The sequence below is a fragment of the Halorhabdus sp. SVX81 genome, from assembly GCF_029207715.1.
GTDB lineage: Archaea > Halobacteriota > Halobacteria > Halobacteriales > Haloarculaceae > Halorhabdus.
The window spans coordinates 2,172,246-2,186,607 of record NZ_CP104322.1; the positions used below are offsets into that span (position 1 = coordinate 2,172,246).

General features: G+C 65.2%; 6 protein-coding genes. All 6 read right to left on the reverse strand.

Going from position 1 to position 14,362, the window contains the following annotated elements; translation table 11 throughout:
* Positions 1-4: 4 nt before the first annotated feature.
* Complete coding sequence (locus SVXhr_RS10880; protein WP_275737218.1) at positions 5-3,679, reverse strand: fibronectin type III domain-containing protein; 3,675 nt, start codon at positions 3,677-3,679, stop codon at positions 5-7.
* Positions 3,680-3,685: 6 nt separating this feature from the next.
* Positions 3,686-5,644: a cellulase family glycosylhydrolase gene (locus tag SVXhr_RS10885; protein WP_275737219.1), complete on the reverse strand. Its 1,959-nt coding sequence runs from the start codon at positions 5,642-5,644 to the stop codon at positions 3,686-3,688.
* Between the two features lie 124 nt (positions 5,645-5,768).
* Positions 5,769-7,559 (reverse strand): PKD domain-containing protein, encoded by a 1,791-nt coding sequence (locus SVXhr_RS10890; protein WP_275737220.1) that lies wholly within the window; start codon positions 7,557-7,559, stop codon positions 5,769-5,771.
* Positions 7,560-7,722: 163 nt separating this feature from the next.
* Positions 7,723-10,191, reverse strand: a complete 2,469-nt coding sequence (locus SVXhr_RS10895) for an endo-1,4-beta-xylanase (protein WP_275737221.1) — start codon at positions 10,189-10,191, stop codon at positions 7,723-7,725.
* Between the two features lie 35 nt (positions 10,192-10,226).
* The gene (locus SVXhr_RS10900; protein WP_275737222.1) at positions 10,227-12,491 is read right to left on the reverse strand and encodes an endo-1,4-beta-xylanase; all 2,265 of its coding nucleotides are present in this window, start codon (positions 12,489-12,491) and stop codon (positions 10,227-10,229) included.
* A gap of 175 nt (positions 12,492-12,666) precedes the next feature.
* The gene (locus SVXhr_RS10905) at positions 12,667-14,319 is read right to left on the reverse strand and encodes a sialate O-acetylesterase (protein ID WP_275737223.1); all 1,653 of its coding nucleotides are present in this window, start codon (positions 14,317-14,319) and stop codon (positions 12,667-12,669) included.
* Positions 14,320-14,362 lie beyond the last annotated feature (43 nt).

Sequence of the window (14,362 nt, forward strand, 5' to 3'; positions counted from 1 at the left end):
GGAATCACTCCAGTCGGATCTCCTCGATCCGGAGCGTCCCGCTCCCGGAGCCGGCCTGCCAGAAGTTCAGGCGGAGTTCCCCGAGCGAGCCGGCATCGATGCCGGCCGCTTCCATGTCGATCGCGACGTCGGCGACCGAAGTCCCGATCGAGCCGTCCGCGACGTCGCTGAACGTCGAGCGATTCCCGCCGACGCCGACGACGAAGTGATCGCCCTCGCCACCGCTCTCGCCGGCGATCGAGAAGACGATGGAGGAGTACTCGCTGACATCCTGCTGGACCTGCTCGACGAACCATCCGGCGTTGTCGTATTCGAGGACGAGTGCGCCATCTTCGACGTCGCCGCCGCCGTTCTCGAAGGAGCCCGCACCACACCAGTTGCCGAGATCGTTGCGGTGGTTCGCCCACGCGGGATCCCCGTCGTAGTCGTTGACGACCAGGGCGTCTTCGGGCGGTTCTTCCCCGCCTTCGTCGGTCGTCGCTTCGACGGTCGTCGTCTCGGACTCGTTGCCCGCGCCGTCGACGGCCGAAACCCCGATCTCGTAGGTCGTCGCCGGGTCGAGACCGGTGACAGTCGCCTCCGTCGTGCCGGCCTCGATCTGCTGGTCCTGGCTCCCGTCGAGGAAGACGGCGTAGTGGTCCAGCCCGGACCCACCGTTGTCCGTCGAGGCGTCCCAGGAGACGGCGATGGAGGCGGCGGTCGATCCGGTGACCGAGAGGTTCCCGGGCATCGTGGGCGCTTGCTCGTCGTCGCCGTCGGTCGTCGCCACCGTCAGCGTCGCCGGAGTGGACTCGTTGCCGGCAGCGTCGACCGCCGTGACGGCGATGTCGTAGCTCGTTCCTGGCGAGAGCTCCGAAACCGTCGCGGTGGTCGTCCCCGCGTCAACCTGCTGGACCTGTTCACTGTCGACGGCGACGGTGTAGTGGTCCAGGCCGGACCCACCCTCGTCGGTCGAGTCGTCCCACGCGAGGTCGACGGACGTGGCGGTCCGGTCCGTCGAGGTGAGGTTCGCCGGCGCACTCGGTGCCTGTTCGTCGTCGCCACCGGCCGTCGAGACCGTCACCGTCGTCTGGCTGGATTCGTTACCAGCGCCGTCGACGGCCGAGACACCGATTTCGTAGCTCGACCCGGCGTCGAGTCCCTCGATCGTCGCGGTGGTCGTCCCAGCCGGCACCTGCTGATCGAGGCTCCCATCGACGTAGACATTGTAGTGATCGAGTCCGGAGCCCCCGTCGTCGCTCGAAGCGCTCCACTCGATCTCGACGGCCGTCTCCGACTGGGTCGGCGACTCGACGCTCGCGGGGGCCGTCGGGGCGATCGAGTCGCCGTCGTCATCGGGTTCGTCGCTGTCCAGCCAGAGTTCGTCGATCGAGATCGAGCTATCGCCGGCATCGTAGAACCGGAGGGTAAGCTGGCCGGGTGATTCGAGGTCAGCACCGGCCGCCTCGAGGTCGACGGAGACGATCGACTCGGTGGTCCCGATCGTGCCGTCTGTGACCTCCGAGAGCAATGGGTCGATGCCCGCGAACTGCAACTCGATGCCGCGGTGCTCGCCGCCGTTCTCGCCGGTCACCTTCATCCGCAGCGTCGGGTAGTCGGTGATGTCCTGGGAGACGCCAGTGCCGTACCAGCCACTGGCGTTGTAGTCGATTTCGAGGCGGCCGTCGACGACCTCTGCGCTCTCGAAGCCGCCGGTGCCGACCCAGTTGCCGAGGTCGTTCGAATCCGGCCAGGCCGGGTCGCCGTCGTAGTCGTTGATCAGCAGGTCGTTCGGCCCCGCGCGGGCGAGATCCGTCGTGACGTCGATGGTCGCGATGTCGGACTCGTTGTCGGCACGGTCGACCGCGCTGACGCCGAACTCGTAGGTGGTGTCCGAATCGAGGCTCCCGATCTGGACCTGCGTCGTCTCGGCAGCGACTTCGCGTTCGAGTTCGCCATCGACGTACACGTTGTAGCCATCGAGTCCCGCGGTCTCGGCGTCACCTTCGTCGGTGGAGTCGTCCCACGAGATAGTCACGGAGTTCCAGGTGTTCTCCGGCGAGGTGAGGTTCGCTGGGACGGACGGCGGCGTCGAGTCCTCGAAGGCGTCGGTCGTCACCTCGACGGTCACCGTCTCGGATTCGTTGCGCGCTCGATCGACCGCGCTCACGCCGATTGTGACGGTCGTATCGGATTCCAGTCCCTCGACCGTCGTGGCCGTGGTCGCTTCGGGCACCTGTGTGATCTTTTGGCCGTCGACGGTGACGGTGTAGTGAGAGAGGCCGGCCTCGCCCTGGTCGGTCGAGCCGTCCCACGAGAGCTCGACCGTCGTCTCGGTGACGTTCTCGGCGGTGAGGTTCGACGGGGTGGTCGGTGGCTGCTCGTCGTAGGGGACCGTCGGCGGGTTGGCGTCCTGATAGTCGATCAGGGCGTTCTTGACGGTCTCGCCCATGTAGCTGTCGCCGCCGAGCAACGTCCAATCGCAGGGCAGGTCGGCACAGTCCTCGGGCACGTCCTCCGCGTAGGGGTTGCCGATGTTGTCCTCGAAACTCTCTTCGGTGAACGCCCGGTCGAACATGACCGGCCGCCAGACGGGGTCGGCACACCAGGCCGTCCAGTGGATGGCGTCACTCTTCTCCAAAAATTCGAGGAACGGCTCGCCATAGCCGGAGGTCGTCCCGCCGATGTACTGGCCGCCGTTCTCCTCCCAGCCCCACTCGGTGACGAACAGGGGATACTCCTCGTAGACGCCGGCGACACCTTCGCCGTTGTTGGTGGCGTCCTCCCAGTCGTTGTCCTGACTGGAGTTGTGACCGGGATAGATGTGGAAGGTATAGGCGAGGTTCTCGCCGTCGAAAGGCTCGACCAGGGCCCCCTCGGGGCTCTGTGACCAGCTGGGCGACCCGATCAGGATCAGGTTGTCGGGCGCGTGCTCGCGGATGGTGTCGACCCATGGCTGGGCCGTCGCCTTCCAGTCCCGCCAGACGTCCGCCCAGTTCTGGCTCTGGGTCGGATCGCCCCACATCCCCGGCTCGGTCGGCTCGTTGTACAGTTCGTACATGACGTGGGGCTGGTCGGCGTACCGCGGCGCGACGGTGTCCCAGAACATTTCGACCTCTTCGCCCAGCGTCTCGTCGTTCCACTGGACGTCGCGGTGGCGGTGATAGTCGATGATGGCGTACGCCCCGCGCTGGAGACACCGCTCGATGACGGGATCGAGATGTTCCTCGAGATACGTCTCGAGTTGGCCCTCGTCGAAGGCGACCGGCGGCGGCCCTTCACCGGGTTCGTGCTCGCCGATGTCGACCGGCTGGACCGGGATCCGGATGACCCGGGAGTGCCAGTCGTCGTCCGTGTTCGTCAGCAGGTCGACCACGTCCGTCGCGGTCTTGCCCCTGGCCGGCGCGGTGACGTTGATCCGCTTGGGGTCGGCCATGTTGACCCCCCGGAGGTTGACCGTCGCGCCGTCGGGGTCCTTGATGAGGTTGCCATCGACGTGCAGCGGCGGCGTCGGGATGACGTCCGCGGCCGCACTCCCAACGAGGCCGCCACCGAAGCCGGTCGCGATCGCGCCGCCTGCCGCTGCTGCTTTCAGGAAATCCCGCCGTGACGCGCTCGCGATGCCGGCAGTTGACGGTGACTCCGTCGACTCGGTCGTTCGTCGGGCTGTACTGTCGTCGTCTGGATTGTTGTGTGTCATGGGTTGCTATTCGAACCAGATTTCGTCGATCTCGATCGTTCCATTCGTTCCGTCACCCGACCAAAAGTCCAGATATACCGCGCCGGGACTCGCCCCGTCCATCCCGGCGGCGGCCATGTCGATCGATACTGTCGAGAACGACGTGCCGATCGTGTCGTCGGTGATTTCGGCGAGCACGCCGCCCCCGCCGCCGAGTTCCACCGCGAAGGCCGACTCCTCGCCACCGTCGGCACCGCGAACCTGCAGATTCAGCGTCGAAAACGACGAGACATCCTGGCGAACGTACGACTGCAGCCAGCCGCCGTCGTATTCCAGGACGAGTGCGCCGTCCGCGACCTCGCCGTCGTCGTTTGCGAAGGAACCGGCGCCACACCAGTTGCCGAGTTCGTTGCGACTGTCCGCCCACGCCGGGTCGCCGTCGAAGTCGTTGAGGACCAGGCGCTCGCTTGCCGGTGGGTTGGTCGTAGCGGTAACCGAATCGCTCTGCGAAGACTCGTTGCCCGCCCCGTCGATGGCGCTGACCGCGAACTCGTAGGTCGTCTCCGGCAGCAGGCCGCTGACTTCTGTAGCGGTCGTCCCGGCAGTGACCCGATGATCCAGCGCGCCGTCGAGGTAGAGGGCATAAGTGGCGAGGCCGGAGCCGCCGGAATCACTCGCAGCGTCCCACGTCAGACCGACGCTCTCGCTTCCCGTCTCGGTCACGGCGAGGTTCGACGGGGCCGAGGGCGGCGTCTCGTCGCCACCGCCGGCGCTCGCCGGCAGGTCGTCGTTGCGCTTCTCGCGGAGTCGCTCCTTGAACAGCCGACCGTGGGGACTGTCGACCTCGTAGTCGCGATTCAACATCCCGGGCGACCAGGTGTGATCGAAACACCAGACCTGCCAGTGGATGTCGTGGGCGTCGAAGAGGTCGAGGAACTGCTGGCCCTCGACCTCGTTGGTCCCGACGAGGTAGGGCGAGCCCTCGGTGCCGTACCCGAACTCGCTCATGAACACCGGAACCTCCTCTGAGGGCTCGCCGAAATACGTCGACAGCGGCCGGAGGTTCTCGTGGGCGTAGACGTGGCCCGCATATGCGAGGTTGTCGCCCTCGAACTCGTGTTCGCCCGCCCAGTAGGTGAACTGACTCCAGCGCGGCGACCCGATGACGATCAGGTTCCGGGAAGCGTGCTCCCGAATGAGGTCGACCCACGGCTGGGCCGTCTCACGCCAGTACAGGTAGTTCTCCTCGGCACGGGGGTCGGTGACGCCGACGTCGTCAGTCGGATCGCCGGCCCCCGGATAGGGCGTGTTGGGTTCGTTGTAGAGTTCGTAGATGACGTGGGAGCGATCGCTGTAGCGTGGTGCGACCTCGTTCCAGAACAGCCGGATCTCCTCGTCGAGTGCCGGCGAGTCCCAGTCGGGGCCCTCCGGATAGTGGCGGTGATAGTCCAGCATGATGTACGCGCCGACCTCCTCGGCAGCGTCGACCGCCGGATCGACGTACTCCGCGAGATAATTCTGGAGTTCGGCCTGGCTGAACCCGGGCGTCGGGGCCGCCGTGCCCGGACCATGATCGCCGATGTCCTGAGGCTGCATCGGCAGCCGAATGACATGGGCGTGCCAGCCCTCGCCCGGATCGGTCGCCAGCTCGATCAACGGCTCGATGTTCTTGCGCCACTCCTCGGCGGCCCGCGCGGGGTCGATAACGTTCACACCCCGCAGTATCACCTTGTTGCCGTCGGGATCCCGCAGGAGGTTGCCATCGACTTCGAGCCACGGCGTTGGAATACCGGCTGCAGCCGCTGAGCCGACGGCACCGCTCCCGACGCCCAGGCCGGCCAGTCCCGCAACCGCCGTCGTCTGCAAAAACGACCGTCTGGACCTACTGGACTGTCGGTGTGTCTCGGACTCCTCGTCCGGAAGTTCGTCTCGGTCAGTCGTCGATTCGTCCGTCTCGGTTGGCTGTGTCGGCTGATCTGTTGTCATTGTGTATCCTGTGTCGTTGTTCTCGCCGATCGGAAGTCGACCGTCAGACCGTCCGGATCCGACTGGTATCGTCGAGCGAACCGACGGCCCCCTCTATCGATCTGACCGGAATCGAGCGACCGGCTCAAGAGATGGTAATGGTCACCTCGTGCGTCGTGGACGCCCCCTCGTTGTCGGTCGCGGTCAGGGCAACCGTGTACGTCCCTGTCGAGTCGTAGGCATGTTCGGTCCACCAGCCAGTCGCCGTCTCCCCGTCGTCGAAGTCCCACGCAAGCGAGTCGATCCAGCGAGTGCTCCCGGACATGTCCGTCACCGAAAACGTGATGCGGTCACCGACGCCGGCGTCGGTTGTACTCGGGTTCATCTCCGCAAGCAGATTCCCGGACGATCCATCGCCATCGTCTTCACCGTCGCTGGCATCGCCGCCATCAGCACCACCGCTGGCGTCTCCATCGCCACTCCCGTCATCGCCATCGGTGCCGCCCTGGTTGTCGCCACCATCGCTTTCACCGTCGCCCGCTCCATCACCGACGACGATGTCGACCTCGTGCGTTGTGGACACGCCGTCGTTATCGGTCGCGGTCAGGGCGACCGTGTAGGTCCCCGCTGCATCGAACGTGTGTTCGGTCCACCAGCCAGTCGCCGTCTCCCCGTCGTCGAAGTCCCACGCAAGCGAGTCGATCCAGCGAGTGCTCCCGGAAGTGTCCGTAACCGAGAAAGTGATGCGGTCACCGACTTCGGCGTCGGTCGTGCTCGGATGGATCTCGGCGATGAGATCGTCGGTCGTCCCATCGCTACCGCTTGCACTATCCCCACCATCGCCGCCGTCATCCCCAATGTCGCTCCCGTCGCCATCCCCATCGCCGCTGTCGCCGGTGCTATCACCAAGTCTGTCGTAGACGACGTCGAAATAGCCACTCGCCGTGTAGGAGTCGGCACCGCACTCGTCACCCCAGTACGGATCGGCCATGTTCATGGGGTCGTCCGACCCGTCGCCGTTCCAGGCCCAGCCGATCACCGGCCAGCCGAGTTCCTTCGCGTAGTCGATGATCGCCGACCAGTCGGCACCCGTGCTGTCGGCGTAGTTGCCAAACTCCCCGATCAGACACGGATAGCCCGTCTCGTCCAGCACGTCGAGATCCGCGGGGACGAGGTTCTGGCCGGTCGTCGCGTTCCAGGCGCTGGGGTAGACGTGCGCCGAAAGGATCAAATCATCGTCCTCGATCTGCTCGACCGCGTCGGCCAGCCGATAGGTGCCCTGTCCCCACCCCGGAGCGTCACAGACGATCGGCCCGGCGTAGCTCGTGCTTGCCCGGACAGTGTTGATAGCCTGGTCGTATGCCGCTGCGTATGCCTCAGCAGTAACGTCGTGATCACCCCATTCGTTCATCATGTTGATCGTGAATTCCGTGTCTTGGGAAAGTGTCTCGTAGTGTTCGACCCAGAAATCCGCAGCATTCTGGAGCGCCGATGCCTCCGGCGACCCGTTGTCCGGATAATGATGATAGGTCGCGATGATATCCTTGCCGTTCTCGCCGGCCTCGTCGATCCAGCGTTTGGCGTCCTCGACCGTCGTCGCCACCTCTGCAAAGGAGAACGGCTCGATCTCGATCCGGACGGTCTGGATGTCCGGGTACTGGTTCATCAGGTCCCAGCCAAGCGCTTGTTCGCCATCACAGAAGTACGACGGCTGGAGGTTTACCCCATCGCCGAACGTGGCCGGATCGGCGCTGGCGCTACCGGTCCCGAGGACACCGATCAGCGCCCCGCTACCGATGGCTTTCAGCACGTCTCTGCGAGCCGGCGACGGGAGCCCGCTCGAAACCGCCCGTGGCTCCTGGCCCCCCGTATCCCCGCTGGAAGTCGCTCGCTGGCTGTCCGCCGAATCCGTCGATTGTATCGTATTGTCGGTCATTTGTCGTCTTTGCCTCAGTTTGTTTCAGTCGTCCCCATCGAACTCGTCTCAGTTCACCCCCACATCGTCGCAGTCGTCTCCCCGACAGCGGGAGGCCGGCCGTGATCGGTCCCTATGAGTGTGCCCGGCCCAGTCCGGTCGCCGGCGGTTCGGCTTTGGCTGATCAGGAGACTGTGATGGTCACCTCGTCCGTAGTTGACTCGTCGTCGTTGTTGGTGGCGGTCAGCGTCACGGTGTAGGTGCCGGCCGACTCGTAGGTCGTCTCCGCATACCAGCCGCTCGCCGTGGACCCATCGCCCAGTTCCCACTCGGCGCCAGTGATCCAGTTCGCGGAACCGGATCGGTCAGAAACCCAGAACTGGACCGTCTCGCCGACACTCGCCTCCGTGGTGCTCGGGTTGATCTCAGCGATCAGGTCGTCGGTCGTGCCGTCGCCACCGTCGCCATCTCCGTCACCGTCGCCATCTCCATCGCTGTCTCCCTCTCCGTCGCCATCGCCGTCACCACCGCCGACGACGATATCGACCTCGTGGGTGGTGGACTCGTCGTCGTTATTCGTCGCCGTCAGCGCCACGGTGTAGGTGCCGGCGGACTCGTAGGTCGTCTCGGTGTACCAGCCACTCGCCGTGTCGCCGTTGCCGAGGTCCCACTCCAGGGAGCTGATCCAGTTGCCCGAGTCGGTCGTATCCGTCACCCGGAAGGTGACCCGCTCGCCGACCGCGGCGTCGGTCGTACTCGGATCCATCTCGGCGATCAGATCACCGTCGCCAGTTTCGTCACCGTCTTCTTCACCATCGCCATCGCCGTTGCCATCACCATCGCCATCTCCGTCGCCGTCGCCATCCTCGTCAGTCGTTGCCTGGACGGTCGCCGTCTCGGACTCGTTGCCCGCGCCGTCGACCGCCGAGACGCCGATCTCGTAGGTCGTGGCGGCATCCAGCCCGTCGATCGTCGCGGTCGTCATCCCGGCACCGACCTGCTGGTCCTCGCTGCCGTCGACGGAGACGACGTAGACATCCAGACCGGAGGTGCCGTTGTCCGTGACGCCGTCCCAGGAGACGGTGATCGAGGAGCTCGTGGAATCAGTCGCGGTCAGGTTCGTCGGCGTTTCCGGTGGCTGGGTGTCACCGTCACTGTCCCCGTCGCCTTCGAGAGTCACTGTCACCGTCGTCGTCCCCGAGGCGTCCGAGACCGAGACTGTCTCAGTCGTCTCCGCGCTGTCGGTGCTGACGGTGACTTCGTGGTCACCAAGGAACGCCGTCGTGGCGTAGGTTCCACTGGCGTCGGTCGTGCCGGAATCGTCGGTCCACCACTCGTCGTACACCAGTCCGGTCCAGACATCGTACGCCGGCTTTGTCGACCAATCATCGTAGAACAGCGGTGCCTCGTTCTCCCAGTGGCGGCCGTCCCAGAAGCCCCACATGATGAAGTCGTCACACCCGGGATGGCTGAACGCTCCGCGGAGGTAGTTCTCTAAGACCTCCGCGCGCTCCTCGTCGGAATTCCAGTCGTCGCCGTTGTACGTGTCGAACTCCGTGATCTTCAGGCGCGCACCGAGATCCGCCCACTTGTTCATCTCCTCGGTGACCTGTGCGGCGCTGATCCGGCCGTCCGGGCTGTCGTTCGAGTTGAACTCGCCCGTCCGGGCACCGGCGTGGGCCTGGAGTCCGACCGTATCGAGCTGGACGGCGTTGGTGTTGATATGTTGAATCTCGTTGACGTACCGGTTGTCGGTGTAGCCGTACGCGAACTGGTTGAAGTCATTGACCGCGATCCCGAGATCGAGGTCGTTCTCCTCGATCACCGACTCGGCCTGGTCGTACCAATCGGCCAGCAGTTCGGAGGTCCAGGGCACGACGTCACCGGTCCAGGGCTCCTCGGTGTCGATCTGGTCGCCGTAGACACCGATCTGGAGCTGGTAGGCGTGCATCGCCTCGTTGACGATCTCCCACTCGGTGAAGTCCTCGCCGTAGTGGGTGATGATCTCCTCGATGTGTTGCATGGAGCGCTCGCGGATCGTCTGCTCGTCACCCTCGTCGATCGCCGTCAGGATGTCGTCCGGGATCGCCGCGACATCCTCCCGGCCCCAGATGCAGACGTGCCCACGCATGTCCAGGCCCTGATTCAAGATCCACTCGGTCGCCTCGTCGGCCAGTTGCTGTTCGTTCTCCCAGAAGTCCCACTTGTGGCGGTTCTCCATCACCGCCTTGTTGAACAGTTCGGGGATGTACTCCCGATAGTTGTCGCCCTCGCTGGAGCTGTTGATCAGCGTGTTCGCGTTGACGGCCGTCCCGAAGCCAAAGTCGTGTTCCTGCTGGGAAACCGAAACGCTGGCATCCGAGACCGTCGAGCCGTCGGGGTTCTCGACGACGACTTCCAGATCGCCGGTCCGGTGTTCCTCGATGCGCTCGTCGATATCCAGCGAGGTGTCCGCGGTCTCTGCGGCCGCGCCACCCGTTGTGGCAGCGCCGAGTCCGGCCGCCGCGGCCGCTGCCGCGACGGTCTGGAGATAGTCTCGCCGGTCCATCGAGCCGACGGGGCCTTCCCCGTCGGTCGTGGGTTCGCTCGCGTCGCGGACGTCGTCTGATTCGTGCGTCGATGCGTCGATGTCGTGTGAATCGTCGTGTGTCATCGTGATGTGTTCGCCGCGTTTCGAGGGCGAATCCGCTACTGGAAGCGGATCTCCTCGATTTCGAGCGTGCCACTGCCGCCCTGCCAGAAGTTCAGTCGAACCGAGAGCCCCCCGGTCGACGGGTCGATACCTGCCGATTCCATGTCGACGGTGACGGTCGAGGCCGACGTTCCGATGGCGTCGTCGGTGAACGCAGAGAGGAGCCCCCGAGCGCCACCCACGTCCAGCAGGAACTCGTCCGCTTGGACGTCGTCACCGGCCAGGACCAACACCAGTTCCGAGTACTCCGAGACGTCCTGCTGGATCTGCTCGACGAACCAGCCGGCATTGTCGTATTCGAGGACCAGCGCGCCATCGTCGACCGCGCCGCCACCGTTCTCGAACGAGCCGGCCCCGCACCACTGGCCGAGATCGTTTCGATTGGACGACCACGCCGGGTCGCCGTCGTAATCGTTGACGACGAGTGCCTCGACAGGCGTCTCGCCGTCGTCGTCTTCGCCGTCGCCATCCTCGTCTCCATCACCGTCGTCGGTACCATCATCACTGTCCGCGGTCGTCGCCGATACCGTCGCGGCGTCGGACTCGTTGCCCGCACTGTCGACCGCCGAGACGCCGATCTCGTAGGTCGCCGCCGCGTCGAGCCCCTCGACCGTCGCGGTCGTCATGCCGGCACCGATCGTCTGATCCTGCGAGCCGCCCACGGAGACGACGTACTGGTCCAGCCCGGCGGTCCCGTTGTCCGTCACGCCGTCCCAGGAGACGGTGACCGTCGAGTCGGTCGTCGTCGACACCGAGAGATTCGTCGGCACCGACGGCGGCTGGGTGTCGTCCGCGGCGCTGCCGTCACCCGCGACGGTGACCGTGACCGTCGTCGTGCCCGAGGCGTCCGAGACCGACACCGTCTCAGTCGTCTCCGCGCTGTCGGTGCTGACGGTGACTTCGTGGTCACCCAGGAATGCCGTCGTGGCGTAGGTTCCACTGGAGTCAGTCGTGCCGGAGTCGTCGGTCCACCACTCGTCGTAGACCAGGCCGGTCCAGACGTCGTAGGCGGGTTTCTGGGACCAGTCATCGTAGAACAGCGGCGCTTCGTCCTCCCAGTGGTCGCCGTCCCAGAAGCCCCACATGATGAACGCGTCGACGCCAGGATGGCTGAACGCACCTCGGAGGTAGTTCTCCGTCACGTCGGCGCGTTCCTCGTCTCCGTTCCAGTCGTCGCCGTTGTACGTGTCGAACTCCGTGATCTTCACGCGTGCGCCGTGGTCGGCCCACGTGTTGATCTCCGAGACGACCTGGTCGGCGTCGATCCGGCCGTCCGGATCGTCGTTGGAATTGAACTCGCCCTCTCGGGCGGCAATGTGTGCCTGGAGACCGACCGTGTCCAGCTGTGCCCCGTTGGCGTTGATGTGGTCGATCTCCGACTCGTAGCGGTTGTCCGTGTAGGCGTAGGGGAACTGGTTGAAGTCGTTGACCGCGATCCCGACGTCGAGGTCGTGCTCCGCGATCACCGACGCGGCCGTCTCGTACCACGCCGCCAGGAGTGGGGAGGTCCAGGGGACGATCTCACCGTTCCAGGGCTCCTCGGTGTCGATCCGGTCGCCGTAGACACCGAGCTGGAGCTGGTAGGCGTGCATCGCCTCGTTGACGACGTCCCAGTCGGTGATGTCGTCGCCGTAGTGGGTGATGATCTCCTCGATGTGGGCCATCGAACGCTCGCGGATCGTCTCGGCGTCGCGTTCCTCGATCGCCGTCAAGATATCGTCCGGGATCGCCGCGACGTCCTCCCGGCCCCAGAGACAGACGTGTCCGCGCATGTCCAGTCCCTGATCGAGCAGCCAGTTCGTCGCCTCGTCGGCGACCTGCTGGTTGTTCTCCCAGAACCGCCACTTGTGGTGGTTGCCGAGCACCGCCGTGTTGAACAGCTCCGGGACGTACTCGCGGTAGTTGTCGCCGTCGTTCCCGTTGACGAGTCTGTCGGCGTTGACGGCGGTGCCAAAGCTGAACGCGTGTTCCTGCTGGGCGATCGAAACGCTGGCATCCGAGACCGTCGAGCCGTCGGGGTTCTCGACGACGACCTCAAGAGTGCCTGTCCGGTGTTCTTCGATCCGTTCGTCGATACTCAAGGAAGTGTCAGCCGTCTCGGCGGCTGCGCCACCCGTTGTGGCAGTGCCGAGTCCGGCCGCCGCGACCGCTGCCGCGACGGTCTGGAGATAGTCTCGCCGGTCCATCGAGCCGACAGAATCGTCGGCCTCGACGGGGCCGGCTGTCGATGTGTCGATGTCGTCGTTCGTGTCTGGTGTCATCGGTATCGTCGTGTGTTGTGCTCGCCGATCCCGATCGCCACTCGGTGACGTCGGGCGGGGATCGGTCACGCTGCGGTCAGTCGTCGGTTCGATCGGTCACCGAGCCGCGCCGTCCGGTGGGCCGAACCGTGATCAACCACGGAGTGGACGCGGCTGGTGGAGCCCGGAACTCGGTTTACGAGACCGTGATCGTCACCTCGTGAGTGGTCGATGCACCCCCGTTGTCGGTCGCGGTGAGCGTGACGGTGTAGGTGCCCGGCGAATCGAAGGAATGGACAGCCCACCACCCGGTGGCTGTCGTCCCGTCTCCGAAATCGAACGCCAGAGAAGTGAGCCAGTTGCTCGAACCGCTCGTATCGTTGACGCGGAACGTGACCCGCTCACCGACACTGGCCGCTGTCGTGCTCGGATCCATCTCGGCGTTCAAGTTGCCGGTGTCACCACCCGATTCCCCGCCGGTGTCACCGCCGGAATCTCCGCCGCTCTCACCGTCTGTACTGTTACCGGAATCGCTTCCGGAACCGTCGTCAGTGCCGGTATCGCCCCCGGAATCACCGGCGCTTTCGTCCTCGACAGGTTGCCAGACGTAGTAGTCCTCCTCGCGGGGTTCCTGATCCTGGGTGTACCACTGGGCCTCCCAGACGCGTCCGTCGTGGACGACCCGATCGCCGGTGCGATAAACGGCAGTTGAATCCCACGTGGGATACTCGCTGGAACCCCCTGAGTCGCTACCGGCGTCATCGCCCGAACTATCGCCGGTATCACTGCCCGAATCATCGCCGGAGTCGCCAGTGTCACTGTCCGAGTCATCATCGGAGTCACTGCCCGACCCATCGCCATCGTTGCCACCCGAATCATCACCGGAGTTGCCGCCGGATCCGTCGTCGGTCCCGCCGCTGACGTCGACGTGTTCCAGCATCTCCGCGGCGTAGCGGCGACCGAGTTCCCGATACGCGTCGGACGTGAAGTGCGCGTAATCCTGGCCGGCAAGTCCCTCAGCCGAGACGACGTGAGCGTTCTCGATGACGTCCGGGAGTTCGTTGACTTCAGTGTTGTGCGAGCCACAACACCCCCCAGCCGAGTCATAGAGCATCTCGCCCGCCAGGAACGGGACGTTCCCGATACCGAGGTCGGCGCGGAGATCCTCGACGATACCCTGGACCTGGTCGGTCCACTGCTGGTCGTTCGTGTTCGTCTCGCCCTGGTGGAACAGAATGCCCTTGAACGTCCCGACTTGCTGGGCCGTTTCGGCGAGATCGACCATCCACTCGTACCCGCCGTCGAACTGCGGTGGAATGTCGCGGTCGTTCCGCCCGATCGGTGCCCCCTTTTCGAAGAGGGCAATGTCGGCCCCGCTGACGGCTGCGGGGACGAGCCCGATCGACCGATCGTCCGGCAGCTCCTCGATCAGGGTCTTGGCGAAGTAATCGCCGGGGCCGAGTTGTCCATAGCATCGGTTGAGCGGCGGTTCGGCCAGATACCACTCGCCATACTCGCGATCGAGGTTCGGACAGGTCTTGTCAGCGAGGACGTGGATCCGCGGGTTCGTCCCTCGATCCTGCTCTTCGATCGGTCCCTGCCCCTCCATGTTCGACTGGCCAAACAGCAGGTACAGATCGAGATTCGACGGGTCAGTCGCCGTGGCCGCCGAGGCCTGCTGGCCCAGGCCGAGCGCAACCGTCCCTGCGCCGACCGCAACACCGCTCTTCAGGAACGCACGTCGAGACGTGTCCCCCTGGGATCCGGCCGCCTCGTTCGAGCGATGTTGCTCACCCCCACTCCCCGATGCCTCGTCCACGTCGTCAGTGTCGTGCGCGCGTCGTGTCATGTATCGCGTCGTATCATATTGCCGTATTTCCTGCCCCCCATCG

Bases quoted from the DNA above. Each gene is read 5' to 3' on its own strand.
- SVXhr_RS10905 (WP_275737223.1), bottom strand. From the start codon at position 14,319: ATGACACGACGCGCGCACGACACTGACGACGTGGACGAGGCATCGGGG.
- SVXhr_RS10880 (WP_275737218.1), bottom strand. From the start codon at position 3,679: ATGACACACAACAATCCAGACGACGACAGTACAGCCCGACGAACGACC.
- SVXhr_RS10890 (WP_275737220.1), bottom strand. From the start codon at position 7,559: ATGACCGACAATACGATACAATCGACGGATTCGGCGGACAGCCAGCGA.
- SVXhr_RS10900 (WP_275737222.1), bottom strand. From the start codon at position 12,491: ATGACACCAGACACGAACGACGACATCGACACATCGACAGCCGGCCCC.
- SVXhr_RS10895 (WP_275737221.1), bottom strand. From the start codon at position 10,191: ATGACACACGACGATTCACACGACATCGACGCATCGACGCACGAATCA.
- SVXhr_RS10885 (WP_275737219.1), bottom strand. From the start codon at position 5,644: ATGACAACAGATCAGCCGACACAGCCAACCGAGACGGACGAATCGACG.